Consider the following 24,135-nt stretch of genomic DNA (forward strand, 5'->3'; position numbering starts at 1 on the left):
TCCTGCCGAAATCCGCTCCCGCGACTTTCACCGCCTCCGTCACAATCTAGCGGTGAACGCCCGCGAGAAGCTCGAAATCACCTGCAGCAAAGCATGGCCACCCCTGGTGGAGGATCCCCTGGGTGAGTGGCGCCTGCGCTGGGCGGACGGTTTCACCGGGCGCGCCAACAGCGCACTCGCCGTCGGCGACCCCGGCCGCCCGCTCGGCGAGGCCCTGCGCGCGGTGTGTGATTTCGCCCACGGTCGGGGGATCACCCCGATGGTGCAGGTGGTCCGGGACAGCCCGAACGAACGCGCGATCGCCGCGAGCGGGTGGGTGCCGGCCACCGGGCACGGCGCGGGGCACGAAGTCGTGGTGCTCACCGCCCCGCTGACTCCCGCGCCCGGCGTCCCGGGCGTCACGGTCGGCGACGAGCCGGTCCCCGGCTGGTGGGAGCTCGCGCTGCGCCCCGGCGAGGACTCCCCGGCCGCCCGGCAGGTCCTGACCTCCGGAAAGGTCGGCTACGGCGGCGCGGCGGCCGAGGGGGTCCTCACCGGCGTCGTCCGCGGAGCGCTGGTCGACGGCTGGCTGCACGTCGGCCGCCTCGAAGTCACCCCGGCCTTCCGCCGCCGCGGGCTGGCGTCGGCGCTGATGGGCGCCGTGCGGACGTGGGGCGTGGAACACGGGGCGGACCGCGCGGTGTTGCAGGTCGCGGAGGGGAATTCGGGCGCACTCGCGCTCTACGCGGGGCTCGGCTACGCCCCGCACCACAGATACCGGTACTGGGTGCCCGCACCCGGCTCGTGCGAGGATTCGACGTCGTGAAGATCGTGGTAATGGTCGGCGGAGTGGGCGGGGCCCGCTTCCTGCTGGGTGTCAAGGCGGCTTTGGGCATGGCACCGGAAGGTGCCTCCGACTCCCCGCACGAGGTGACGGCGCTGGTCAACACCGGCGACGACGTCTGGATGCACGGGCTGCGGATCTGTCCGGACCTGGACACCTGCATGTACACCCTGGGCGGCGGGATCGACAAAGAACGCGGCTGGGGGCACTCGGGCGAGACCTGGGTCGTCAAGGAGGAGCTGGCCGCCTACGGCGCCGAGCCGAGCTGGTTCGGCCTCGGCGACAAGGACATCGCCACCCACCTGATCCGGTCGCGGATGCTGCGCGCGGGCTACCCGCTTTCGGCGGTCACCGAGGCCCTGTGCGACCGCTGGCAGCCCGGCGTCCGGCTGCTCCCGATGTCGGACGACCGCGTCGAGACGCACGTCGTGATCGACGACCCGGAGCAGGACGGGCAGCAGAAGGCCGTCCACTTCCAGGAGTGGTGGGTGCGCTATCGCGCCGAGCCGAAGGCCCACTCGATCGTCGCGGTCGGCAACGATGAGGCCAAGCCCGCGCCGGGCGTGCTGGAGGCGATCAAGGACGCCGACGCCGTGCTGTTCGCGCCGTCGAACCCGGTCGTCTCGGTGGGCACCGTGCTGGGCGTGCCCGGTGTCCGGGACGCGCTGCGCAAGACGTCGGCCGGCGTCGTCGGGGTGTCGCCGATCATCGGCGGCAAGGCGCTGCGCGGGATGGCCGACGCGTGCCTGACCGCGATCGGCGTCGAGACGTCGGCCGAGGCGGTGGGCCGCCACTACGGCTCGCGCCAGGCCGACGGCGTGCTCGACGGCTGGCTGATCGCCGAAGGCGAGACGGCGGACGTGCCGGGCGTGACCGTCCGCGACGTCCCGCTGCTGATGTCCGATGTGGACGCGACCGCGGCGATGGCCCGCGCCGCCCTCGAACTGGCTGGAGCCCCCATTGACTGACACCGCTGAAACCGCGGACCACGCTGCCCCCAAGCTGGAGATCCTGCCCGTCACCGGGCTGCCGGAGTTCCGCCCGGGCGACGACCTGACCGGCGCGATCGTGGCCGCCGCGCCCTGGCTGCGCTCCGGCGACGTCCTGGTGGTGACCAGCAAGATCGTCTCCAAGGCCGAGGGCAGGCTCGTGCGCGTGCCGTCGGACCCGGAAGCCCGCGACGCCGAACGCCGGAAGCTCGTCGAGCAGGAGGCCGTGCGGATCGTCGCGCGGATCGCGCGCACCGTGATCACCCAGAACCACCTGGGGATCGTGCAGGCCGCGTCCGGGATCGACGCGTCCAATGTGGCCGGTGACGAGGTCGCGCTGCTGCCCGCCGACCCGGACGCTTCGGCGCTGGCGCTGCGCAACGGGCTGCGGGAGCGGCTCGGCGTCGAGGTCGCCGTCGTCGTCACCGACACGATGGGCCGGGCCTGGCGGATCGGGCAGACCGACGCCGCCATCGGCTCGTCCGGGCTGCGCGTGCTGCACGCCTACCAGGGACAGGTCGACGGGCAGGGCAACGAGCTGGCCGTCACCGAGGTCGCCGTCGCCGACGAGGTCGCCGCGGCCGCCGACCTGGTCAAGGGCAAGCTGGGCGGGACGCCGGTGGCGGTGGTCCGCGGGCTCTCCCTGGAGGACGACGGTTCGAAGGCGCGGGACCTGATCCGGCCGCTGGAGGAGGACCTCTTCCGGCTGGGCGTCAACGAAGCCGTCGCGCAGGGCCGGCGCGAGGCCGTCCCGGCCCGGCGTTCGGTGCGGCACTTCGCGGACGAGCCGGTCTCCCCCACCTCGATCCGGCGGGCGGTGGGTTCCGCGCTGACCGCGCCCGCGCCGCACCACACGCACCCGGTGCGGTTCGTCTGGCTGCGTGACCCCGGCGTCCGGAAGAAGCTGCTCGACGCGATGCGCGAGTCGTGGCAGGCCGACCTGTCCGGCGACGACTTCACGCCGGAGCAGATCGCGAAGCGGCTCAGCCGGGGCGACATCCTGTACCGGGCCCCGGAAATCGTCATCCCGTTCCTCGTCCCGGACGGCGCGCACACCTATCGCGACGACCGGCGCAACGACTGCGAAAAGACGATGTTCACCGTCGCCGGCGGCGCCGCGGTCCAGGGCCTGCTGGTCGCGCTGGCGGCCGAGGGCCTGGGTTCGTGCTGGATCGGGTCGACGATCTTCGCCGCCGACGTCGTCCGCGAAGTCCTCGGCCTGGACGAGCGCTGGCAGCCGCTGGGCTCGGTCGCCATCGGCGTGCCGCTCACCGAGCCGGAGCCGCGTGGCCCGGCCTTGGCCGGCGACGGGCTGCTGGAACTGTGAGCCTGCACGCGGACGCCGTCACGACGCTTTCGTCGTGGCAGCCTGCGGTCCCTTCCCAGGAGTCGCTGCGGCAGGCCTTCCTCGGTTTCCTGGCTGCTCGTTCTGACAGTTGCGAGCGGTCGTGCGAGGCCGGGCACCTGACGGCGTCGGCGGTCGTGCTGGACCACACCGGCACCCGGGTGCTGCTGACGCTGCACCCGCGGGTCGGGCGGTGGCTGCAGCTCGGCGGCCACTGCGAGCCGTCGGACGCGTCGCTGGCGGGGGCGGCGCTGCGGGAGGCCACCGAGGAGTCGGGGATGTCCGGGCTCCGGATCTCCGCCGAGCCGGTGCACCTGGACGTCCACCCGATCACGTGCTCGCTGGGCGTGCCGACCCGGCACTTCGACGTCCGCTTCGCGGTGCACGCCCCGCCGGGCGCTTCGCCGGTGCGCAGCGACGAGTCCGACGACCTGCGGTGGTGGCCGGCGAACGCGCTGCCCGCGGGGTCGGAAGATCTCGCCGATCTGGTGAAAGCGGCCGTTCCTGTCGGTGCCGGGGGATAACCTGGTTCGCGGACAGGGAGGGACCACATGGCTACACAGTTCCCGGAGCGGGTGCACTACCACTCCGGCGGAGGCGGCGACACCGGCGTGTTCGGGTACATCGTGCTCGGGCTGATCGTCCTGGGCATCATCGTGTTCGTCATCGCGGTGGCGGTGCGGGTGTCGAAGATGCGCCGCGAAGAGGCGATGAAGAACGGCGGGCAGTTCCCGCCGAACCCGAACTTCCCGCCGCAGCAGGGGTTTGCGCAGCAGGGATTCCCGCCACCGGGTTCGCCGCCACCGGGTTCGCCGCCACCGGGTTCTCCGCCGCCGTCGCAGGGGTTCGCGCAGCCGGGCTTCGCGCCCGGGTACCCGCCGCCTTCGCCGCAGCAGGGGTTCCCGCAGCAGCCGGGATATCCGCCGGCGCCGCAGCAGTACGCGCCGCAGGGGCCGTCGTTCCCGCCGCAGCAGCAGTTGCCGGGGCCGGGAGCGGGTCCGCAGAGCTGGTGATCGTCCCCTTCGACAGCAGTTCGCCGGTCCCGCCGTTCGAGCAGGTCCGCTCCGGGCTCGCGACGCGGATCAACGACCGGAGCCTGGCCGTCGGCACGAAGCTGCCCACGGTCAGGCAGCTGGCGGCCGACCTGGGAATCGCCCCGAACACGGTGGCGAGGGCCTACCGCGAGCTGGAGGAAGCGGGCTTGATCGAGACGCGCGGCCGAGCGGGAAGCTTCGTCGCGGCGGCGGGCGACCAGAGCCGCCGCCGAGCCCAGCAGGCGGCGGCGGAGTACGCGAAGACCACCCGTAAGCTCGGCCTCGACGACGCCGAGGCGCTGTCGATCGTCCGCGCGGCACTCGACGAGGGGAACGGCTGATGGTGAGCGTGCTGATGCTGCTGATCATCTTGGTGGTGATCGCCGGCATCGTCGGAGTGGTGCTGCTCATCGTCAACGCGAGCAAGCCGAAGCAGCCGCCGTACCCGCCGCAGCAAGGCTTTCCGGGCCAGCAGCCGCCGGGTTACCCGGGTCATGCCGGGCCACAGCAGGGTTATCCCGGCCAGCAGCCGCCGCCCGGGTTCCCGGGACAGCAGCCGCCGTACCCGCCGCCGCCGGGCGGCTATCCCCCGCCGCAGTAGCTCGCCGCCTTCGGAGGCCGACCGCTCGGCCCGCGGCCGCTCCCCGCAGTGCCGCCGTCACATCGCGCGGTAGTCGCGCAGCTCGATCCGTGGCCCGAACCGCGGCCGGGTGTGCCCGGCCGCCTCCAGATACCTCACCGCACGCTGCCGCTGCGGGGCGTACGGGGCCAGCACCTCCGCCATTCCCGCGTCGTCGAGCTTCGTGCCCAGCAGCGCGTTCCCCACCATCGACGGGATGTTGTAGTCGCCGAAGCTCACCGCGTCCGGGTCGCCCCAGGCGCGCTGGGCGATCTCCGCCGCCGTCCAGACCCCGATGCCCGGGACCTGGCGCAACCAGTGGCGGCCCTCCAGCCCGCGCAGCTCCACCGCCCGCTCCAGGTGACCGGCGACGCGCGCCGCGTTCAGCAGGGCCGTCCGGCGCTTGATGTCGACCCCCGCGCGGTGCCAGTGCCAGTCCGGCAGCGCCCTCAGCGCCGCCGGTGCCGGCGGTACGCGCAGCCGCTCGGGCGCCGGGCCGGGTGGGCGCGTCCCGAACCGGCGGCACAGCTCGGCCCACGACCGGATCGCCTCCTTGCCCGTCACCTTCTGCTCGAGCACGGCGAGCACCAGCCAGTCCCACACCACCCCGGTCGCGCCGAGCCGCAGGCCGGGGTTCGCCCGCCGGGCCCGCGCGACGACGTCGTGGTGCGCGACGAACCCCGCGTCGTCGTCGTCCGCGCCCAGCAAAGCCGGCACCCCGCTGAGCAGCCGGTCCTTCGCCGAGCCCCAGGCCGCGGCTTCGATGCGGCCGTCCGGATGGCGGCGCAGCGCCAGCGTTCCGGGGCCGTCCGGGGTGTTCGACGCGAGCCAGGTGATGCCGCGCTCGTCGGTGAGGATGTTGAGCGACCCGCGGCCGCGCTTCAGCGGACCCAGGACCCGGCCCAGGTCGACCTCGAACGCGGGACGCCAGAACACGGGCTACGCGTCGCTCGAAAAGCGGACGGATCCGTCGGGCAGGACGACGTCCGGCCAGACGCGGGCGCCGTCGAGGAGCTCGCAGCCGGCCCCGACGGACACGCCGTCGCCCAGCACCACGCCGCGCAGCACCGCGCCGGCGCCGACGCGGGCGCCGTGCCCGAGCACCGAACGCTCGACGATCGCGCCCTCGGAGACCGCCGCGCCGTCGAACAGGACCGAGCCGTCGATCTTCGCGCCCGAGCCCACCACGGCGGCGACGCCGATCGTCGACCCGCCGCTGAGCTGGGCGTCCTCGGCCACCGACGCGCCGTCGAGCACCAGGAAGTCGCCGGGGCGGCCGGGCAGCGCCGACGTCGGCGCCAGGCCGCGCACGAGGTCGGCCGAGCCGCGCACGAACGCTTCCGGCGTGCCGACGTCCAGCCAGTAGGACTCGTCGACGAAGCCCTGGATGTGCGCGCCCTGCTCGAGCAGCTGCGGGAACGTCTCGCGTTCGACCGACACCCGCCGTCCCGTCGGGATGGCCTCGATCACCGGACGGCGGAAGACGTAGCAGCCGGCGTTGATCTGGTCGGTCGGCGGGTCCGGCGTCTTCTCGAGGAATGCCTGGACCCGCCCGGTCTCGTCGGTCGGCACCGACCCGAACCGGCTGGGGTCCGGCACGCGCTGCAGGTGCAGTGTGACGTCGGCCTCGGATTCTCGGTGGACGCGCAGCTGCTCGCCGAGGTCCGAGCCGGAGATGATGTCGCCGTTGAAGACGATCACGTGGTCGGCCCGGAGCTTGTCGTACACGTTCCGGATCGCGCCCGCGGTGTCGAGCGGCTCCTCCTCGACCACGTACTCCAGGTCGAGGCCGATGGACTTCCCGTCGCCGAAGTACTCCTCGAACACCTCCGCCCGGTAGCTCGTGCCCAGCACGACGTGCCGGATGCCGGCCTCGCGGATGCGGGAGAACAGGTGACTCAGGTAGGGCGTCCCGGCGGTGGGGAGCATCGGCTTCGGCGCCGACAGCGTCAACGGCCGGAGGCGCGTGCCCTTGCCCCCGACCAGCACGACGGCGTCGACAGCGTCGCTTCGGACCTCGGACGTCACGGAAATCTCCTCTTTTATCACGCACCGCTGAGCGACAAGCCGCGGGAAACCCTGACGGAGGTCGCCCGGAGGGCCTACCCTAGACAGGAAACAGGCGGGCCTTTCCCCAGAGGGCCCCGGGTCAGTCGGGAGGCCGAGGGGATGGACCCCCGCGATCGGGCGGACGCCCTGCTCGCACGAGCCCAGGCGCGCGGTGTGTTCGTCGTGACACCCGACAGCGCGACGTCACCGATGGACTCGTCGAACACCCAGCAGATCCCGCGCGCGCAGATCGACGGGCTCGACCGCAGCCGCGACCCCGACACGACCACGCAGCTGCCGGCGTCGCTGATCGAGGAGAACGACCACCCGCTGGCCGGCTCGGCGCCGACGCGGCGGATGGAGGTCCAGGGCGGCCGCCGCCCGCAGCAGACGACGCCGCTGAGCATGCCGTCGCCGACGACCCCGATGCCCAAGCCGATGCCCAAGCCGATGCCCACGCCGGTGCCCACCCCGCTGGCCCGTCGGCCCCAGGCCGAGCAGGTCACGAGCCCGCTGAAGGAGCCCGATCCGGAGGACACCGGCCTGGTGCCGACGGTGACGCAGAACATCGGCAAGTCCGACCTTTCGCGCCGGCTCGACGGGATCTAGCGGGTCTCCAGCTTCAGCCGCAGCGCGAGGCCGAGCTTCACGGCGGCCAGCACCGGCTTCCAGGCGAGCCCCAGGTGGCGGTCGGCGAGGTAGCGGTAGGCGCTGGCGTGGTGCGCGGCGAGCATCTTCTTCGACGCCTGCGAAGTCGAGTGGCCGCCTTCGTGCGTCACCCGCGAGGACGGCGCGTAGACGTTCAGCCAGCCCGCTTTCGCCAGCCGGTCGCCGAGGTCGACGTCCTCGAAGTACATGAAGTAGCGCGTGTCGAAGCCGCCGACGGAGTCGAACGCCTCCCGGCGGAACAGCTGGCACGAGCCGGACAGCCAGCCCGAGGTGCGCTCGACCGGCGTGCCGCTCTCCTGCCGGTACTGCTTGGTCCAGGGGTTGCCGGGCCAGACCTTCGCGAAGGCGGCGTGCCCGATCCCGCGCCCGAAGGACGGCAGGAGCCGCGCCGAGGGGTAGACCGTGCCGTCGAGATCGTGGATCAGCGGCCCGAAGGCACCGCCGCGCGGCCACCGCCGGGCGACCTCGATGAGCGCGTCGAGCGACCCGGGCTCCCATTCGAGGTCCGGGTTGACGACGACGACCCAGCCGTAGGAGTCGTCGAGCTCGGCGACGCCCCGGTTCGCGGCGGTCCCGTAGCCGACGTTCTCCCCGATGGTGAGCAGCTGCACGTTCTTCCGGCCGGCGGTGACCCCCTCGAGGGCACCCTCGACGGACGCGTTGTCCGCGACGACCACCTTGACCTCGCGCTCGGTGGCCTTCTCGAGGGTGTCGAGGAACCGCTCGATGGTGTCCTCGGAGAAGTAGGTCACGGTCACGACGCCGACACCGTCGCCATAGCGGGATTGCTCAGTCACCCGGCCATTGTCCACGCGTCACGCAGGGCAACCCCGGCGCCCCGGGGGCCGTGACGGAAGCGCCGGCACGCGTGATCGGGAAGCCGGCACGCGTGATTGCGAGGTCGACACACCGCGCGAGACCGGTTGTCGCCGTGTCGACCGCCGGATCACGCGTGTCGTCCCCTGGATCACGCGTGTCGACCCTCGGAGCACGGTTCAGCGGGTGCGGAGGTGGCGGGCCCAGGCTTTCGCGTACGCCTCCCGATGGCGTTCCGCGGTCGTGGCCCACGAGAACTCCTTCGCGCGCTGCTGGGCGGCCGTTGCCAGCTCGGCGCGCCGTCCCGGGTCCGCCAGCAGCTCACCGAGCGCCGCCGCGACGTCGCCGGCGCCCACGCCGCAGTACGCCACCGCGTCGCCGCCCACCTCCGGGAGCGACAGCCGGCGCGTGGTCAGGACGCACGCGCCGCACGCCATCGCCTCCAGGACCGGCAGCCCGAACCCCTCGCCCAGTGACGGGTACGCCACCAGCTCCGCCCCGCCGAGGAAGCCCGCCAGCGTGCCGAACGGCAAGTAGCCCGCCCGGATCACGCGCAGCCGGTGCGGGACCGCGTCCAGCGCCCGCTCCACCTGGGTGTCCCAGCCCGGCTGGCCGGCCAGCACCAGCGCCGGGGCGTCCGGGCGGCCGGCGACCGCGCGCGCGAACCCGCGGATCAACGCGGGCACGTTCTTCCGCGGCTCCAGCGCGCCCAGGAAGGCCACGTACGGCGTCCGCCCCAGGCCGACCGCCGCGCGCGCCGCCGCGACCTCCGCCGGGGACGGCGGGTGGAAGCGCTCGCTGTCGACGCCGTGGTGAATCACTTCCAGGGAAGCGTGCCGGACCGGGCCGACGCGGGCCAGCTCCGTGGCCGTCGCCGCCGAAGGCACCACGCACAGTGTCGCGCGGCGAAGCGCCGTCGCCGTCCAGGCGCGGAAGAACCGGGCCTTCACCGACGAGTGCAGCACGGCGTCGGTGAAGAACGTCGCGTCGTGCAGCGTGACCACCGACGCGGCCGACGTCGCGAGCGGCATCGTGTAGTGCGGCGAGTGGACGACGTCCGCGCCGAGCCGGCGGGCCAGCCGCGGCAGGGTCGCTTGTTCCCAGGTCAGGCGGGCCGTGCGGGTGGTCGTGGCCGGCGACGCGGGTACGACGCGCGAGTGCGGCGCCAGCTGGTCGTAGAGCTGCAGGTCGCGGGGCTGGCAGACGACGGTGATCCGCGCCCCGTCCGCGTCGAGGGCGGCGACGAGGGAATCCACGTAGCGGCCGACACCGCCGCGGTCCGCGGGAACCGCGGTCGCGTCGATCAGCACCCGGGGATCGTCGCTCACCCCTGCAGGGTACGGCGGCACCCCCGCGCCATGGTGAGGAACTGGCAAACCGGGCAGGTGAGCGCCTCAGTCGTGGGGCCGCCGGTGGATCGCCCAGACGGCCTCGGCCGCGCGACGCCAGGTGAACGCCTTCGCCCGCTCCCGCCCGGCCCGGGTCAGCTCCGCCGCCCTCGACGGCGAACCGAGCACTTCCCTCAGCGCGGAGGCCAGCGCCGCGGCGTCCCCGCGGGGCACCATGACACCGGCCCCGCCGGCCACCTCGGCCAGCGCCGGGACGTCGGTGTGCACCACCGGGACCCCCGCCGCCATGGCCTCCAGCAGCCCCAGCCCGAACCCCTCGGCGAGGCTCGGCACGGCCAGCACGCCGGCCCGGCGCAGCACGGTCGCCAGCTCGGTGTCGGTCACCTTCCCCAGCACCCGCAGCCGGTCGGCGGGCAGGCCGCGCTCGGCCGCCAGCGCCACCGGGTCGATGCCGCCCCAGCCGGGCTGGCCGGCCAGCACGAGCACCGTGCCCTCCAGCGCCGCGACCGCGTCGACCAGCACGTCGATGCCCTTGCGCGGCTCGATCGTGCCGACGGCCAGCACGTACCGCGCCGGGAGGTCCAGCTCGGCCGAGCCGGAAAGCACCCGCACGCCGTGCGGCACGACGCGCACCGGGACGTCGACGTCGATCAGCACCGCGAGCTCGTCGGCGACCGCCCGCGTCGGCACGACCAGCCCGGACGCCCGCCGCGCGGCCCGCGCGATCATCGACCGGTGCCAGCTCACCCCGCGCGCGGTGAGCGTCTCGGGGTGGGTCCACGGCACGGTGTCGTGCACGGTCACGCTCAGCGTCTTCCCCGCCGGGGCGCGCGGCGGCGCGAAGGGCGTCGGCGCGTGCACCGCGTCGCCGCCCGGCCACCAGCGCAGGCCCAGCTGCCACGCGGCGACCAGCGCCCGCGGCGGGATCCGCAGCACGCGCGGGCCCTCGACGCCGGCCACGCGGGCCGCTTCGACGTCGGTGTGCCGCGCGACCACGGTGGACACCGTCCAGCCCGGCGGGGCGGTCTTCGCGAGCGCGGGGAGCAGCTCGGCCGTGTAGCGCCCGGTGCCACCGGGCACGGGCGCGAGGAGCTGCTCGGCGAGCACGACCAGTTCGGGCACGCGGCTATTGTGCGGGACGTGACCGCGAATCCCGCCACCACGGTGGTAGTCGTGACCTGGCGGGGCGCCGGGCACATCACGGCCTGCCTCGACGCGCTCGCCGCGCAGACGCGTCCACATCGGACGCTCGTGGTCGACAACGCCTCCGGCGACGGCACCGCCGCCCTGCTCGCGGCCCATCCTTCGCGTCCGGAAGTGCTCCGCCTCCCGCGCAACACCGGCTACGCGGGCGCCCTCGCCGTCGCCCTCGAAAAGGTTCAGACCCCGCTCATGGCGTGGCTGAACGACGACGCCGAACCCGCGCCGGACTGGCTCGGGACACTGGAGGACACCCTCGAAAAGGCGCCGCTGGCCGCCGCGGCGACGTCCCGGCTCGTGCGCCCCGACGGCACCACGCAGTCCGCCGGCGTCCGGTTGACCGCCGACGGCCACGGCGCCGACGTCACCGAGGCCGCCGGCGAGGTGTTCGGCTTCTGCGGCGGCGCGGCGCTGCTGCGCACCGACGCGCTGAAGAGCGTGCACGGCGTCCCGGCCGGATTCTTCTGTTATTACGAGGACACCGACACCGCGTGGCGGCTGCGGCTGGCCGGGTGGGACGTCGTCGCGGCGCCGGACGCCCGCGCCCGGCACGCCCACGGCGTCAGCAGCGAGCTGGGCTCGCCGGAGTTCCACCGCTGGAACGAACGCAACCGGCTGCTCATGCTGCTGCGCTGCGCCCCCCGCGGCGTCGCGGTGAACCAGCTGCTCCGGTTCGCCGTGTTGACAGCGGTGCTGCCGCTGCGCCCCGGGCGGCCGGCGGCGGCGAACTTCCGCTTCGGCCTGCGCTGCCGGGTGCTCGCCGAAGTGGCCTGGCGGCTACCTGCGACGTTGCGGGCCCGCCGCAAGATCACCCGCCGCGCGGCGCTCGGCCGAGGCGCGGTCTGGGAGGCATGGGCAGGCCTTTAAGCTTGCGCCAGGATCGACGACGAGGAGCTGGCTTTGGCGCAGGGGGATCCGCAACCGCTCGTCTCGGTGATCGTGGTGAACTACCACGGCGCCGACGACACGATCACCTGCCTGCGCGCGCTCGCCGAGCACGACTACCCCGAGCTCGAGCTGATCTGCGTCGACAACTCGGACGAAGCCGCGCGCATCCGCGAAGCCGTCCCCCAGGCCCAGGTCGTCGAGGCCGGCCGCAACACCGGGTTCGCGGGCGGCTGCAACCTCGGCGCGAAGCACGCGAAGGGCACCGTCCTCGGCTTCCTCAACAACGACGCCCGCCCGGCACCCGGCTGGGTCTCCGCCGCCGTCGCCGAGCTGCGCGCCCAGCCCCGCGTCGCCGCCGTGGCCAGCAAGGTCCTCGACTGGGATGGCACCGGCACCGACTTCGTCGACGGCGGGCTGACCTGGTTCGGCATGGGCTACAAGCGCCACGCCGGCTCGCCGCTGGCCGACGTCCCGGCCGCCGAGCACGAGGTCGCCAAGGACGTCCTGTTCGGCACCGGCTCCGCGATGTTCGTCCGGGCGAGCGTGTTCGCCGAGCTCGGCGGCTTCGACGAGCGGTTCTTCATGTTCTACGAGGACGTCGACCTCGGCTGGCGGCTCAACCTGCGCGGCTGGCGCGTCCGGTACGTCCCGGAGTCGCTGACCTATCACCGCCACCACGGCACGATGGCGTCGGTCGACGCACCCGAGACCGGCCGCGAGACGTTCCTGCTGGAGCGCAACGCCCTGGCCGCGCTGTACAAGAACCTCTCCGACGAGACCCTGGCCCGCGCGCTGCCCGCGGCGCTCGCCCTGGCGGTGCGCCGGGCCACCGCGCGCGGCGAGCTCGACGCGACCCAGCTCGACCTCGAACACGGCGTCGGCCCGATCGAGTCCGGCGACGTCGCCATCCCCCGCACCACGCTCGCCGGGCTGCTGGCCATCGACCAGTTCGTCGAGCAGCTGCCCTCGCTGGCCGCGTCCCGCGCGGTCGAGCAGGCGGCCCGCGTCCGCACCGACGCCGACCTGCTTCCCTTGCTGCGCAAGGCTTTGGAGCCCGCCTACCCGCTGCCGCGCTACCTGGCCGCGCACGACATCCTCGTCGAGGCGTTCGGCATCGAGAAGGCCTTCGGGCAGCGCCGGAAGATCCTGGTGCTCACCGGCGACGCGCTCACCGAGCGGATGGCGGGCCCGGCGATCCGCGCCTGGAACATCGCCCTCGCGCTCGCCGCGGAGCACGACGTCCACCTCATCACCACGAACCCCCTCGCGACGCCGCCGCCGGCACCGTTCCGGGTGAGCGCGGGCAAGCACCGCGAGCTGGACGCGCCGATCGCCTGGGCCGACGTCGTCGTCCTGCAGGGTCACGTGCTTGAGCTGGCGCCGTCGCTGAAGAAACAGCACAGCGGCAAGATCGTCGTCGCCGACCTGTACGACCCGATGCACCTGGAGCTGCTGGAACAGGGCAAGGGCGTGGCCGACGACCAGCGCACGGCCGACCTCGCCGGCGTCACCCGCGTCCTCGACGCCCAGCTCGAACGCGGTGACTTCTTCCTCTGCGCGTCCGAGCGGCAGCGGCACTTCTGGCTGGGGCACCTCGCCGCGATGGGCCGGCTTTCACCGCGGCTCTACGACGCCGACCCGACGACGCAGTCGCTGCTCGCGGTCGTTCCCTTCGGCCTGCCGCCGGAACCGCCGGTGCGCACCGGGCCGGGGCTGCGCTCGTCGCTGGGCATCGGCGGCACCGACCACGTCGTGCTGTGGGCGGGCGGGGTGTACAGCTGGTTCGACCCGCTGACGCTGGTCCGCGCGATCGACAAGCTGCGCCGCCGCCGCGGCGACGTCCGGCTGGTGTTCCTCGGCATGAAGCACCCGAACCCCGAGGTCGCCGAGATGGACATCGGCGCGCGGACGATCCGGCTGGCGGATTCGCTGGGGCTGACCGGCAAGCACGTCTACTTCAACGAGCAGTGGGTGCCCTACCACGAGCGCCAGAACTGGCTGCTCGACGCGAACTGCGGCGTCACCACGCACTACGAGCACGTCGAGACGACGTTCGCCTTCCGCACCCGCGTGCTGGACTACCTGTGGGCGGGGCTGCCGATCGTCACCACCGACGGCGACGCGTTCGCCGACCTGGTCCGGGCGGAGAAGCTCGGCGTCGTCGTCCCGGCCGAAGACGACGCCGCGTTGGCCGACGCGCTCGAAAAGGCGTTGTACGACGAGGAGTTCGCCGCGGGCTGTGTCGAGCGGCTCGCCGTCGTCGCGCAGCGGTTCGCGTGGCCCGAGGCGCTGAAGCCGCTGGTGGAGTTCTGCCGCGACCCGCGGCCGGCGGCCGACCGGCTGCCCGGGTCGGCGGACCTGGTGACGACGCCGCCGGTCCGCGGCCGGGCCATGCTGCGGCGGGACGTGGACCTGATCCGCGAGTACCTCGACGCGGGCGGTCCCGGCGAGCTGGCGCGGCGCGTCGGTGGCCGGGTTTTGAAGGTCGCGAAGCAACGGCTCCGCCGTGGCTAGGTCACTGAGCGTCCTCCTCGACGGCACCCCGCTGCTCGGCGCGCGCACCGGGATCGGCCGGTACACGTCCGCGCTGATCGAAGAGCTGGTGTCGATCCCGGAGGTCGACACCCGCGCGGTGGCGTTCACGCTGCGCGGCTGGCGGCGGCTGCGGCACGTGCTCCCGTACGGCGCCCGCGCCCGCGGGATGCCGGTGGCGGCGCGGCTGCTTCGGATGGCGTGGCTGCGTTCGGACTTCCCCCCGGTCGAGGTGTTCGCCGGCCCGACGGACGTGGTGCACGGCACGAACTTCGTGCTGCCGGGCCGCTTCCGCGCGGCGGGCGTGGTGACGATCCACGACCTGGCCTTCTTGGACAACCCGGAAGAGCTCGCCCCGAGCGACAAGGACCTCCCGGCCCTGGTCCGCCGCGGCGCGCGCCGGGCGAACGTCATCTGCACCCCGACCGCGGCGGTCGCGGACGCGGTGGCGGAGCGCCTCGACGTCGCCCGCGACAAGATCGTGGTGACGCCGCTGGGCGTGAACCCGGCGTGGTTCACGGCCCGCCCGCCGGACGACGAGCGCCGGGCGCGGCTCGGGCTGCCGGCCCGGTACCTGCTGTTCGCCGGCGCCGCGGGGCCGCGGAAGGGCCTGGACTGGCTGGCCAGGGCCCACGACTCGGCACCGGACCTGCCGGACCTGGTGTTCGCGGGCCCGGGTCCGTTCCCCCGTGGCGCGCGGCGGTGCCAGACCGGCTACCTGTCCGATGTGGACTTGCGGACGGTGGTGGCGGGCGCGTTGGCACTGGTGCTGCCCTCGCGCGACGAGGGGTTCGGGCTGCCGGTGCTGGAGGCGATGGCCTCGGACGTCCCGGTGGTCTGCACGGACATCCCGGCGCTGCGCGAGGTGGCGGGCGAATGCGCCAGCCTGGTCCCGTACGGCGACGTGGACGGCCTGGCGGAGGCGTTGCGGACGGCGGTGACGGACCCGCACGCGGTGGCGACCTCGGCGTCGAGGCGAGCGCACGCGGCGAACTTCACGTGGCGCACGTGCGCGGAGCTGACGGTGGGCGCCTACCGGCTGGCCTCAGGGCGTCACTGACCCCGCGGCGAAGTAGGCGGCCAGTGCCTCTTCCCACGACCGCATCGGGGTCAGCCCCGCCGCCAGCCACGAGGCCGGGGACAGCACCGAGTACGCCGGACGCACCGCCGGACGGGGGAACTCCGCCGTCGTGCACGGCCGGACCCGGGACGGGTCCGCCCCCAGGTGCGCGAAGACCGCGCGCGCGAACCCGCACCAGCTCACCGAACCCGCGTTCGTGCAGTGCAGGATCCGCTGTGACGGCCCCTCGCCCGCCGCCACCCGGGATGCCAGCTCGAGCAGGGCCGCAGCCAGGTCGGCCGTCCACGTAGGACCGCCGACCTGATCGTCCACAACGGACAACGTGTCCCGGGAAGACTCCAGGGCGGCCATGGTCTTCACGAAGTTCGACCCCGACTTGCCGTACAGCCAGGCCGTCCGCACCACCCACGACGACGCCCCCGAGCCGAGCACCGCGTCCTCGCCCGCCGCCTTCGTGCGGCCGTACGCCGAACGCGGGCCCAGCTCGTCCGCCGGCTCGTACGGCGTGGCAGCGTCGCCCGGGAACACGTAGTCCGTCGAGACGTGGATCAGCGGCACCCGCCGGGACGCGCACGCCGCCGCGAGCACCCGCGGCCCGTCGGCGTTCACGGCGAACGCGCGCTCCTCGTCGGTTTCCGCCGCGTCGACCCCCGTGTACGCCGCCGCATTGACGACCACCGGCGCTGAACCCGTTTCCCGCGCGCGTTCGGCCAACGCCCCCACCGCGGCCAGCACCTGGCCCGTCTGCGTCACGTCCAGCTCGGCCGAGCCCGGAGCCACGACGTCCACCGAAGGGGACGCCAGCGCGGCGAGATCCCGGCCGAGCTGCCCGGAACCCCCGGGCACAAGCACCGTCAGCGGCACGAGCACTTCCTCTATTTCTTCAGCGCGGCCCGCCCGGCCAGCGGCTCCCACCACGCGCGATTGTCCCGGTACCACGCCACAGTAGCGGCGAGACCGTCCTCGAAGGAGACGCGCGGAGCGTACCCCAGCTCCCGGCTGATCTTCGTGATGTCCACCGAATACCGGCGGTCGTGGCCCTTGCGGTCCTCGACCGGCTCGACGCTGTCCCAGCTCGCGCCGACCGCCTCCAGCAGCTTCTCCGTCAGCGAACGGTTGGTCAGCTCGGTACCGCCGCCGATGTTGTAGATCTCGCCCGGCCGCCCGCCGTCGGCGACCAGCTGGATGCCGTGGCAGTGGTCGTCCACGTGCAGCCAGTCACGGACGTTGAGCCCGTCGCCGTAGAGCGGCACCTTCCCCCCGTCGAGCAGGCTGGTTACGAACAGCGGGATGACCTTTTCCGGGAACTGGTACGGACCGTAGTTGTTGGAGCACCGGGTGATGCACACCGGCAGCCCGTGGGTGCGGAAGAACGACCGGGCCACCAGGTCGGACGACGCCTTCGACGCCGAATACGGCGAATTCGGCTCCAGCAGGTGGTCTTCGGTCCACGAACCGTGCTCGATCGAGCCGTACACCTCGTCGGTGGACACGTGCACGAACTTGCCGACGCCGGCTTCCAGGGCCGCCTGCAGCAGGTTCTGCGTGCCGAGCACGTTCGTCAGCACGAAGTCGGCCGAGCCGAGGATCGATCGGTCCACATGGGACTCCGCCGCGAAGTGCACGACGAGGTCCACGCCCGTCATCACCTCGGTGACCAGCGCCGTGTCGCAGATGTCGCCGCGGACGAACTTGAGCCGCGGGTCGGCGGCGACCGGGGCCAGGTTGGCCTCGTTGCCCGCGTACGTGAGTTTGTCCAGCACGACCACCTCGGCGTCGCCCAACGCCGGGTAGGCGCCGGTCAGCACCTGCCGGACGTAGTGCGACCCGATGAAGCCGGCACCACCGGTGACCAGGACCCGCATCTTCCCGCCTTTCCTCACACCCCCGGACGGGGCAATCCGCCCCCCAGCCTACGGAGGTCCCACAACACCCTCAGTAGAGTCTTGGTGGGAGACACGCTGGTGTCCTGGGGGAAGCACGGGGTCACAGGGGAGGAAGCGCGTGACCGAACAGGCTGCGCCGATCATCCCGGCACGCCCGAGGCAGGACACCAGCCGCGGTGCCGCGGTCTTCGCCCGCCGCGGCGGCAAGGTCGTGGTTTCCCTGCTGTCGGTGGTCGTCCTGGCCCTGACCTGGTACGGCTGGCAGTTCATCGGCGACCCCAACACCGGTCTGACCACCACGAACGTCTTCGCCGACACCGAGGCGCACGCGAAGCCGCTCGACGGCGCGGTCGACATCCTCCTGGTCGGGCAGGACAGCCGCACCGACGCGCAGGGCAACCCGCTGCCGCGCGAGGTGCTGGACATGCTGCACGCCGGCGTCTCCGACGGCGAACTGAACACCGACACGATGATCCTCGTGCACATCCCGCAGAACGGGAAGCACGCGATCGCGGTCTCGTTCCCCCGCGACTCGTGGGTGGAACTGGCCGGTGGCTTCGGCAAGCACAAGCTGAACAGCGCGTTCGTCTACGCGTACACGGACACTTACCGCGCGTTGCAGCGCCAGGGCATGACCGACCTCAAGGAAGCCGACGCGCAGGCGAAGGTCGCCGGGCGGAAGAACCTCATCGCCACGCTCGAGAAGTTCATCGGCAAGCCGGGCATGATCGACCGCTACGCCGAGGTCAACCTGGCGAGCTTCTACGAGATCACCAAGTCCATCGGCGGCGTCGAGGTCTGCCTCAAGGGCCCGGTCAAGGAAACGAAGTCCGGCGTCGACCTGCCGGGTGGCCGCCAGACGATCGAAGGCGTGCAGGCGCTCGCCTTCGTCCGCCAGCGTTACGGCCTGCCCAACTACGACCTCGACCGGATCGCCCGCCAGCAGGCGTTCCTCTCCGGCCTGGCCCGCAAGGTGATCTCGACCGACGTGCTGACCAGCCCGGTGAAGATCGCCGACCTGGTGACGGCCGTGAAGAAGTCCGTCGTGCTGTCGCAGGGCTGGGACCTGACGGAGTTCGCCGCGCAGATGCGCGGCCTGACCGGCGGCAACATCGAGTTCCACACCATCCCCACCCTGGGCAACGCGAACATCGGCGGCGCCGACGTGCTGCGCGTCGACCCGGCCCAGGTGGCGGCGGAGGTGGCGCGGCTGACGTCGGACGGCAGCACCCCGGCGGCCCCGACGTCGACGCAGCTGCCCGGCGCGAACGCCGTCACGGTCGAACTGTTCGACGGCTCGGGCTCGCCGTCGCTGGCCGGCCAGACGCACACGATGCTGCAGGGCAAGGGCTTCACCCTCGCCGCCGACCAGCGGCTGGGCGCCCGGAACACCACGGTCGTCCGGTACAACCCGGCCGACGACACCGCGCTGGGCCTGGTCAAGCAGGCGCTGGGCACCGGGGTGCAGGCCGAGCCGGACCGGGACGTCCCGGCCGGGCACGTGCGCGTGCTCCTGGGCAAGGACGTGCGGAACTCGGCCGCCGGCGCCGGTGGCGCGCCGACGTCGACCGCGGTCAAGCCGCCGGCGGTTTCTTCCACCCCCGCCGCACCGCCGATCACGGCGGGCGACGTTCCCTGCGTCAACTAGACTGCGTACGCAGGGTGTTCGGGGGAGGTAGGCCAGCGTGGCAGACGAGCAGGAAGAACCGGAGGCTACGGCCGAGCCGGTAACGCAGGGCGACGACGACTGGAAGCCGTCGCCGTTTCCGCGGCAGGCTGCGGGTTCACCGCCGGCGCCGTCGCGGATGCGGCGCGTGGGCCGGGCGAGCCGCCGGGTCGCGGTCGGCCTGGTGTCGCTGCTCGCGCTCGGTGCCAGCGGCTACGTCTACGTCACCAAGGACCAGCTGCAGAGCACGGTCCCGACGACCGACGCGCTCACCCCGCGGGCCGGCGAGCCCGCGCCGCCGCCCGCGGACGACGGCGCGGACGACATCCTGCTCGTCGGCAGCGACGCGCGCACGGACGCCCAGGGCAACGCGTTGCCGGCGCGGGTGCTCCGGCAGCTGCGCACCGAGGCCAACGACGGCGCGGTGAACACGGACACGATGATCGTGCTGCGGGTGCCGAAGAACGGCGGCAAGCCGTCGGCGGTCTCGATCCCGCGCGACACGTGGACGGCCATCCCGGGCCGTGGCGAGGCGAAGATCAACTCGGCGTACGGCATCGCGAAGGCCCACTTCGCGCAGGCGTTGCGCGGGCAGGGCGAGCGCGACCAGGCGAAGATCGAGCGCGACTCCGACACCGAGGGCCGCCGGGTGCTGGTGCAGGCGGTGCAGGACCTGACGCAGGTGCGGATCGACCACTACGCGGAGATCAACCTGCTGGGCTTCTACCTGCTGACCGAGGCGCTCGGCGGCGTCAAGGTGTGCTTGAACCACGCGACCGAGGACAAGGATTCGGGCGCGAACTTCCGCCGCGGCGAGCAGACGGTCTCGGGCGGCGAGGCGTTGTCGTTCGTCCGGCAGCGGAAGAACCTGCCGCGCGGCGACCTCGACCGGATCGTGCGGCAGCAGGCGTTCCTGTCCTCGGCACTGCACCAGCTGCTTTCGGCGGGCACCCTGGCCAGCCCGGGCACGCTGAACGACCTGATGGACGCGGTGCACCGGTCGTTGACGCTGGACCCGGGCCTCGACCTGCTGCAGTTCGCGCAGCAGGCCAGGGGGATCGCCTCGGGTGACCTGGCGTTCGCGACGATCCCGGTGGTGACGGCGAACGGCCGGAGCGCGGACGGGCAGAGCATCGTGCAGGTCGATCTGAAGGCGGTCCGCGAGTTCGTCGCCGGCCTGGCGGGCCGCCCGGCGCCGGCCGCGGCCCAGGCACCCGGCGGCAGCTCGGCCGCGGTCCCCACCTCCGCGGCCGGCGGCGGCTCGGGCAGCGGCGCCGCCCCCGCCGCGGCGCCGCTGCTCCGGGACTCGCCCGGAGTTCCCTGCGTCAACTGAAGTCGGCGCGGTGGTCCTCCGCCCACTGCCGGTACGTCCGCGGCGCGTGACCGGTCACCTCGCGCACCACGTCCGTCACCACCGACGGCTCTCGCAACGTCCGCTCCCAGGCCCCGAGGACCGACGCCGGCACATCCGCCGGCCAGCCCAGCGCCAGCATGCGCTCGATCGTCTGCTCCTTCGTCAGTTCTTCGACCCGCAGCGGCCGGCCGAGGACGTCCGCGAGCACCGCGGCCTGCTCGCGGAACGAGATCGGCTCCGGGCCGGTCAGCGCGAGCGACTTCCCGTCGTGTGAGCCGTCGATCAGGATCCGGGCCGCGACGTCGGCGATGTCCCGCTCGTGGATCGACCCGGTCCGCGAGTCCGGGTACGCCGTGCGGACCACGCCTTCCGCGATGTCCGCGCGCCAGGCCAGCGTGTTCGTCGCGAAGGCGCCCGGGTTCAGCGCCGTGGAAGCGAACGATCCCGCGGCCAAGGCCTGCTCGACCGCGCGGTGCAGGCCCGCGATCCGGCTCTGTGCGGCGTCCGGTTCGAGCGTCGCGGCCGACGACAGCAGGACGACGTTCCGCACGCCGGCCGCTTCGGCCGCCTTCACGAATCCTTCGATGCCCTGTGGCCGCGTGTACAAGAAGGCCGCGGAGACGCCGTCGAGCGCGGGCTCCAGCGTCGAGGCGTCCTCCAGGTCCGCGCTCACCTTCGCGACGCCGTCCGGAACGTCGAGCTTCGCGGCGTCCCGGCTCGACGCGCGGACGTCCTGACCTGCGGCGACGAGCGCGTCGACGACCGCGCGCCCGACGTGTCCGGTGGCCCCGGTGACGAGAATGGTCATGGTGCTCCCCAGCTTCCGAGATGAATTTGCTTTCAAAGCAAAGGTACTGAGGTCGATCATCCGGTGTCAACCGGCGCCGCGCGCGGTCCGCGCTTTAGCCTTGTCCCCATGAGCCTGACCGACGAGCTGCTGCGCCCGCTGCCGGCCGCCCAACCGTTGATCACCCACTACGACGACCAGCTCGGCAGCCGCGTCGAGCTGTCCGTCGCGACCACCGCCAACTGGGCGGCGAAGACGGCCAACTGGCTGACCGAGGAGTTCGACGTCGAGCCCGGTGACGCCGTGGCGGTACAGCTCCCGGCGCACTGGCAGACCGCCGGCGTGCTACTCGGGGCGTGGTGGTGCGGGGCGCGGGTCGTGTCCGACGGCGCCGGCGCGCGGGTGGCGTTCGTCGGGCCGGACGACCCGGAACCGACCGGCGCGGCGGCCACCGCCGTCGTGACGCTGGACCCGATGGGCCGCGGCCTCGCCGAGCCGCCGGGCGGCGGCGCTTTCGACTACCTGACCGAGTCGCGGCTGGCGGGCGACCAGTACCGCCCGCTCTTCCCGATCCCGGGCACCACGGCCGCGCTCTTCGAGTCCACTGTGGACGAGGTGCTGGCCGAAGCCAGGGCCCGCGCCGCGAAACTCGGCCTCACCGCGGCCGACCGGGTGCTGTCGACCCGGGACTGGAGCGGACCGGAGGGCATCCTCGACGGCCTGCTCGTCCCCCTGGCCGCGGGCGCCCACCTGGTCCACGTCAGCAACGCGGATCCGGCGAAACTCGCCTCCCGCCGTGACGCGGAACGCACCACGGCGGACCTCCCGGCATGACAGCGTGAAGGCCACCTCGGCGAGGTGGCCTTCACACTTCTCACGGGGTCAGGCGTCCTGCAGTTCGCCGACCTCGGCGTCGCGACGGGCACGCTTGCGGCCCCACAGCAGGTGGTCGAGCGAGAGCCGGCCACCGTTGAAGCCCAGGGCGAGCCCGGCGAGCGCCAGCACCAGAACCAGCTCGTAGCCGCCCTGGCCGGTCAGGCCGTTGTCGATGTGCACCGAAAGGAGCGCACCGACCGAGATGACGACGTAGCCGATGCCGACGAGCGGCAGCAGGAAGCCGATGATGAAGGCGACCGAGCCGAGGATTTCGACGGTCATCGCGAAGACCGCGGCGGCCGTGGGCAGCGGGATGCCCGTCATCGCGAAGAACTTCGCCGTGCCGTCGATGCCGTTGTTCCACTTCTGGAGCCCGTGCGCGAGGAAGACGACCGCGACGCCGATCCTCCCCAGCAACAGGGCCACGTCCTTGAATCGTCCGAACATCGGTTTCAGCTCCCGGGTAGGTGAATATTCAACTGACCCGACCCAAAGTAGGGCACCGAGCACCTCGATCCGAAGCTCCGGACGGTGATCGACAGGAAACCGACAGGCACCTTCTCAGCGCTTGTGCGCCCAGGCGGCCGGGAAGCAGTAGGCCCCGAACGCGGCGAGCCCCAGGGCCACCACGGTCAGCAGCACGGTGCCGAAGGGCTGGGCGGCGAGCGTCTTGAGCGCGGCGTCCAGGCCGCCCGCCTTGTGCGCGTCGGCGTTGAACCCGGCGATGGCCAGCAGGACCGCGACGACGGCGAGCACGACGCCCTTGGCGAGGTAGCCGGTGGTGCCCAGCCAGCCGACCCAGCGGCGCGACTTACTCGGCAGCTCGGTCGTGTTGAGGTCTTCGAGGAACTTCTGCTTCGCACCCTTGACGCCGGCGGCGATCGCGACGCCCAGGATGCCCGCCGCGACGAGGACCACCAGGGCCGGCCCGGCCGGCAGCGACAGCAGCTTGCCGGTGAACTCCTGCTGCTTCTGGCTGCTCGACCCGCCGCTGCTGCTGCCGGTGGCGAGCCGGAAGGCGGTGAAGCCGAGCACGAGGACGACGACACCGCGGGCGGCGGCGCCGATCCGCTTGCGCGTCCGCTTGCCGCCACTGACCCACTCGTAGCCGGTGGCGGCCATCAGGAACTGCCACAGCCCGAAGAGGACCAGGCCGATGGCGACGATCCAGAGCAGGATCTGCCCGAACGCCGTCGAGCCGATCTGCTCCAGCGCCCCCTTCTGGTCGGCCTGCTCGCTGTCGCCGAAGGCGACTTGCAGGGCGAGGTAGGCGAGGACCAGGTGTACGACGCCGTAGCAGGCCATGCCGGCCCGGCCGAGCAGTTGTGCGGTGTTGCTCTTCTCGCCTCGTTCGGCGGTGGCCTCTGTCCGGTTCATGCCTTCTAGGTACCCAGTCAGCTTCATGATCGGTTGGGCCGAGTGGGGCAACGTCGTTGCGGCGTTGGGATGAGCGGAACCGGATCCGCGACCGCCCGGCTACCGGCCGTCGCATGTGGACTCCTGCGAGCAGCGCGGTTCGCCGCCTCCCGGCGCCGGGCGTGCTGGCCGCCCGGCTGCACCTGACCGTCGGCGGTGAGTGGTCGGTCGAGGGCCGGGAGGTCACGCACCTGGTCGAGGACCGGGAGGAGGTCGACACCGTCGTCGAGCTCGGCTGGACGATGTCCTCGGCGGCCTGCGGTTCCTGCCCGTCGAGGGAGGCGGCACCGATCCGACGCTGACCGGGTCTCAGGCGGGGCGGCGCCGCACCTCGTCGAGGCCGGCCCAGCCGCCGTTGACCGCGAGCAGCGTCAGCACCTGTTCCGCCTGCTCGGCGAACCGGGTGAGGTCTTCGTGCAGCAGCGCCGCGCGCTCGCCGTCGAGCTGGTCGAAGTCGTCGAACCACAGCGAGATGGCCGAGCCCGCCGTGACGGCGAGCCCCTGCGTCAGGCTCAGGAACCCGGGCGACGGCGCGTCTGCGGCCGCGCGGTAGGCGGTCTCGATCTCGTCGCACGCGGCGAGCAGGTCACGCAGCTGGCGGACGGCGCCGGCCGGGGTCCCGTCCCAGGCGGCGGTCGGCCAGGCGCGATCGGACAGCTCGAGCCACAGCCGCCAGCCGGCGACCAGCTCGGCTTCGTCGTGGGGCGTCCAGGACGCCGGAACCGGCCAATACATGCTTCGAGAGTGACACCGCCG

26 protein-coding genes are annotated in these 24,135 nt (G+C 73.0%); 15 read left to right on the top strand and 11 right to left on the bottom strand.

Annotated features, from left to right (window positions below; translation table 11 throughout):
• Positions 1 to 52: 52 nt before the first annotated feature.
• The 7 genes from ACFVYA_RS25270 to ACFVYA_RS25300 are packed head-to-tail and all read left to right on the top strand — an operon-like array spanning position 53 to position 4,792.
• Positions 53 to 805, top strand: coding sequence for a GNAT family N-acetyltransferase (locus ACFVYA_RS25270; RefSeq protein WP_387048400.1), 753 nt, complete (start codon positions 53 to 55; stop codon positions 803 to 805).
• Positions 802 to 1,791 carry a 2-phospho-L-lactate transferase gene (cofD, locus tag ACFVYA_RS25275; RefSeq protein ID WP_387048402.1) on the top strand — a complete coding sequence of 330 codons (990 nt, stop codon included), beginning with the start codon at positions 802 to 804 and terminating at the stop codon, positions 1,789 to 1,791. Before ACFVYA_RS25270 ends, cofD begins: the two co-directional genes overlap by 4 nt.
• Positions 1,727 to 3,139 (top strand): coenzyme F420-0:L-glutamate ligase, encoded by a 1,413-nt coding sequence (locus ACFVYA_RS25280; protein WP_387048404.1) that lies wholly within the window; start codon positions 1,727 to 1,729, stop codon positions 3,137 to 3,139. Before cofD ends, ACFVYA_RS25280 begins: the two co-directional genes overlap by 65 nt.
• Positions 3,136 to 3,681 (top strand): NUDIX hydrolase, encoded by a 546-nt coding sequence (locus ACFVYA_RS25285; protein WP_285988396.1) that lies wholly within the window; start codon positions 3,136 to 3,138, stop codon positions 3,679 to 3,681. The genes ACFVYA_RS25280 and ACFVYA_RS25285 overlap by 4 nt, the downstream gene beginning before the upstream one ends.
• Before the next feature lie 27 nt (positions 3,682 to 3,708).
• Entirely contained in the window at positions 3,709 to 4,170 is a 462-nt protein-coding gene (locus tag ACFVYA_RS25290; RefSeq protein WP_387048406.1) for a hypothetical protein, read from the top strand.
• Entirely contained in the window at positions 4,167 to 4,532 is a 366-nt protein-coding gene (locus ACFVYA_RS25295; RefSeq protein WP_285988394.1) for a GntR family transcriptional regulator, read from the top strand. The genes ACFVYA_RS25290 and ACFVYA_RS25295 overlap by 4 nt, the downstream gene beginning before the upstream one ends.
• Positions 4,532 to 4,792, top strand: coding sequence for a hypothetical protein (locus tag ACFVYA_RS25300; protein ID WP_387048408.1), 261 nt, complete (start codon positions 4,532 to 4,534; stop codon positions 4,790 to 4,792). The genes ACFVYA_RS25295 and ACFVYA_RS25300 overlap by 1 nt, the downstream gene beginning before the upstream one ends.
• A 57-nt stretch (positions 4,793 to 4,849) precedes the next feature.
• On the opposite strand, the gene ACFVYA_RS25305 is transcribed toward ACFVYA_RS25300, so the two are convergent.
• Together ACFVYA_RS25305 and ACFVYA_RS25310 are read right to left on the bottom strand one after the other, a co-directional pair.
• Positions 4,850 to 5,746, bottom strand: a complete 897-nt coding sequence (locus tag ACFVYA_RS25305) for a DNA-3-methyladenine glycosylase (RefSeq protein WP_285988392.1) — start codon at positions 5,744 to 5,746, stop codon at positions 4,850 to 4,852.
• Between the two features lie 3 nt (positions 5,747 to 5,749).
• Positions 5,750 to 6,838 (bottom strand): NDP-sugar synthase, encoded by a 1,089-nt coding sequence (locus tag ACFVYA_RS25310; RefSeq protein WP_285988391.1) that lies wholly within the window; start codon positions 6,836 to 6,838, stop codon positions 5,750 to 5,752.
• 141 nt (positions 6,839 to 6,979) lie between these two features.
• Between ACFVYA_RS25310 and ACFVYA_RS25315 the strand changes: the two genes are divergently transcribed.
• Positions 6,980 to 7,468 (top strand): hypothetical protein, encoded by a 489-nt coding sequence (locus ACFVYA_RS25315; RefSeq protein WP_387048410.1) that lies wholly within the window; start codon positions 6,980 to 6,982, stop codon positions 7,466 to 7,468.
• Here the strand turns inward: ACFVYA_RS25315 and ACFVYA_RS25320 are convergent.
• The 3 genes from ACFVYA_RS25320 to ACFVYA_RS25330 form a co-directional block, all read right to left on the bottom strand.
• Positions 7,465 to 8,325, bottom strand: a complete 861-nt coding sequence (locus ACFVYA_RS25320; protein ID WP_387048412.1) for a glycosyltransferase family 2 protein — start codon at positions 8,323 to 8,325, stop codon at positions 7,465 to 7,467. The genes ACFVYA_RS25315 and ACFVYA_RS25320 overlap by 4 nt on opposite strands.
• 198 nt (positions 8,326 to 8,523) lie before the next feature.
• A complete protein-coding gene (locus ACFVYA_RS25325; RefSeq protein ID WP_387048473.1) occupies positions 8,524 to 9,654 on the bottom strand; it encodes a glycosyltransferase family 4 protein in 1,131 nt (376 codons plus the stop codon).
• 84 nt (positions 9,655 to 9,738) lie between these two features.
• On the bottom strand, positions 9,739 to 10,815 hold the full coding sequence (locus ACFVYA_RS25330; protein WP_387048414.1) for a glycosyltransferase family 4 protein: 1,077 nt from the start codon (positions 10,813 to 10,815) through the stop codon (positions 9,739 to 9,741).
• A 9-nt stretch (positions 10,816 to 10,824) separates the two neighbouring features.
• Here ACFVYA_RS25330 and ACFVYA_RS25335 point away from each other — a divergent pair, with 9 nt between their 5' ends.
• From ACFVYA_RS25335 to ACFVYA_RS25345, 3 genes are read left to right on the top strand one after another with little or no spacing between them, the layout of a single operon-like run.
• Entirely contained in the window at positions 10,825 to 11,760 is a 936-nt protein-coding gene (locus ACFVYA_RS25335) for a glycosyltransferase family 2 protein (protein WP_387048416.1), read from the top strand.
• Between the two features lie 33 nt (positions 11,761 to 11,793).
• Positions 11,794 to 14,295 (top strand): glycosyltransferase, encoded by a 2,502-nt coding sequence (locus tag ACFVYA_RS25340; RefSeq protein ID WP_387048418.1) that lies wholly within the window; start codon positions 11,794 to 11,796, stop codon positions 14,293 to 14,295.
• Entirely contained in the window at positions 14,288 to 15,373 is a 1,086-nt protein-coding gene (locus tag ACFVYA_RS25345) for a glycosyltransferase family 4 protein (protein ID WP_387048420.1), read from the top strand. Before ACFVYA_RS25340 ends, ACFVYA_RS25345 begins: the two co-directional genes overlap by 8 nt.
• Here ACFVYA_RS25345 and rfbD read toward each other — a convergent pair.
• Together rfbD and rfbB are read right to left on the bottom strand one after the other, a co-directional pair.
• On the bottom strand, positions 15,359 to 16,264 hold the full coding sequence (gene rfbD / locus ACFVYA_RS25350; protein ID WP_387048422.1) for a dTDP-4-dehydrorhamnose reductase: 906 nt from the start codon (positions 16,262 to 16,264) through the stop codon (positions 15,359 to 15,361). The two genes, ACFVYA_RS25345 and rfbD, sit on opposite strands and share 15 nt — an antisense overlap.
• A gap of 5 nt (positions 16,265 to 16,269) precedes the next feature.
• A complete protein-coding gene (gene rfbB, locus ACFVYA_RS25355; RefSeq protein ID WP_285988382.1) occupies positions 16,270 to 17,259 on the bottom strand; it encodes a dTDP-glucose 4,6-dehydratase in 990 nt (329 codons plus the stop codon).
• Between the two features lie 139 nt (positions 17,260 to 17,398).
• Between rfbB and ACFVYA_RS25360 the strand changes: the two genes are divergently transcribed.
• The gene (locus ACFVYA_RS25360) at positions 17,399 to 18,928 is read left to right on the top strand and encodes an LCP family protein (protein ID WP_387048424.1); all 1,530 of its coding nucleotides are present in this window, start codon (positions 17,399 to 17,401) and stop codon (positions 18,926 to 18,928) included.
• 37 nt (positions 18,929 to 18,965) lie between these two features.
• Positions 18,966 to 20,279 carry an LCP family protein gene (locus ACFVYA_RS25365; RefSeq protein WP_387048426.1) on the top strand — a complete coding sequence of 438 codons (1,314 nt, stop codon included), beginning with the start codon at positions 18,966 to 18,968 and terminating at the stop codon, positions 20,277 to 20,279.
• Here ACFVYA_RS25365 and ACFVYA_RS25370 read toward each other — a convergent pair.
• The gene (locus ACFVYA_RS25370) at positions 20,272 to 21,108 is read right to left on the bottom strand and encodes an NAD(P)H-binding protein (protein ID WP_387048428.1); all 837 of its coding nucleotides are present in this window, start codon (positions 21,106 to 21,108) and stop codon (positions 20,272 to 20,274) included. The two genes, ACFVYA_RS25365 and ACFVYA_RS25370, sit on opposite strands and share 8 nt — an antisense overlap.
• A 108-nt stretch (positions 21,109 to 21,216) precedes the next feature.
• On the opposite strand from ACFVYA_RS25370, the gene ACFVYA_RS25375 reads away from it, so the two are divergent.
• Positions 21,217 to 21,921: a TIGR03089 family protein gene (locus ACFVYA_RS25375; protein WP_387048430.1), complete on the top strand. Its 705-nt coding sequence runs from the start codon at positions 21,217 to 21,219 to the stop codon at positions 21,919 to 21,921.
• A gap of 48 nt (positions 21,922 to 21,969) precedes the next feature.
• Here ACFVYA_RS25375 and ACFVYA_RS25380 read toward each other — a convergent pair whose 3' ends face one another.
• Complete coding sequence (locus ACFVYA_RS25380; protein ID WP_387048432.1) at positions 21,970 to 22,410, bottom strand: DoxX family protein; 441 nt, start codon at positions 22,408 to 22,410, stop codon at positions 21,970 to 21,972.
• Between the two features lie 114 nt (positions 22,411 to 22,524).
• Entirely contained in the window at positions 22,525 to 23,340 is an 816-nt protein-coding gene (locus ACFVYA_RS25385) for a DUF1206 domain-containing protein (protein WP_387048433.1), read from the bottom strand.
• Between the two features lie 113 nt (positions 23,341 to 23,453).
• Between ACFVYA_RS25385 and ACFVYA_RS25390 the strand changes: the two genes are divergently transcribed.
• Complete coding sequence (locus ACFVYA_RS25390; protein ID WP_387048435.1) at positions 23,454 to 23,681, top strand: hypothetical protein; 228 nt, start codon at positions 23,454 to 23,456, stop codon at positions 23,679 to 23,681.
• Between the two features lie 7 nt (positions 23,682 to 23,688).
• On the opposite strand, the gene ACFVYA_RS25395 is transcribed toward ACFVYA_RS25390, so the two are convergent.
• Positions 23,689 to 24,114 carry a hypothetical protein gene (locus tag ACFVYA_RS25395; protein WP_013222910.1) on the bottom strand — a complete coding sequence of 142 codons (426 nt, stop codon included), beginning with the start codon at positions 24,112 to 24,114 and terminating at the stop codon, positions 23,689 to 23,691.
• Between the last annotated feature and the right edge of the window lie 21 nt (positions 24,115 to 24,135).

It is taken from the genome of Amycolatopsis sp. NPDC058278 (genome assembly GCF_042881395.1).
Lineage (GTDB): Bacteria > Actinomycetota > Actinomycetes > Mycobacteriales > Pseudonocardiaceae > Amycolatopsis.

What these genes read in the sequence shown, in the direction of transcription:
- ACFVYA_RS25280 (WP_387048404.1), top strand. Translation starts at nt 1,727, where the DNA reads ATGTGGACGCGACCGCGGCGATGGCCCGCGCCGCCCTCGAACTGGCTG.
- ACFVYA_RS25380 (WP_387048432.1), bottom strand. Translation starts at nt 22,410, where the DNA reads ATGTTCGGACGATTCAAGGACGTGGCCCTGTTGCTGGGGAGGATCGGC.
- rfbB (WP_285988382.1), bottom strand. Translation starts at nt 17,259, where the DNA reads ATGCGGGTCCTGGTCACCGGTGGTGCCGGCTTCATCGGGTCGCACTAC.
- ACFVYA_RS25370 (WP_387048428.1), bottom strand. Translation starts at nt 21,108, where the DNA reads ATGACCATTCTCGTCACCGGGGCCACCGGACACGTCGGGCGCGCGGTC.
- ACFVYA_RS25385 (WP_387048433.1), bottom strand. Translation starts at nt 23,340, where the DNA reads ATGAACCGGACAGAGGCCACCGCCGAACGAGGCGAGAAGAGCAACACC.
- ACFVYA_RS25315 (WP_387048410.1), top strand. Translation starts at nt 6,980, where the DNA reads ATGGACCCCCGCGATCGGGCGGACGCCCTGCTCGCACGAGCCCAGGCG.
- ACFVYA_RS25290 (WP_387048406.1), top strand. Translation starts at nt 3,709, where the DNA reads ATGGCTACACAGTTCCCGGAGCGGGTGCACTACCACTCCGGCGGAGGC.
- ACFVYA_RS25390 (WP_387048435.1), top strand. Translation starts at nt 23,454, where the DNA reads ATGTGGACTCCTGCGAGCAGCGCGGTTCGCCGCCTCCCGGCGCCGGGC.
- ACFVYA_RS25375 (WP_387048430.1), top strand. Translation starts at nt 21,217, where the DNA reads ATGAGCCTGACCGACGAGCTGCTGCGCCCGCTGCCGGCCGCCCAACCG.
- ACFVYA_RS25395 (WP_013222910.1), bottom strand. Translation starts at nt 24,114, where the DNA reads ATGTATTGGCCGGTTCCGGCGTCCTGGACGCCCCACGACGAAGCCGAG.
- ACFVYA_RS25300 (WP_387048408.1), top strand. Translation starts at nt 4,532, where the DNA reads ATGGTGAGCGTGCTGATGCTGCTGATCATCTTGGTGGTGATCGCCGGC.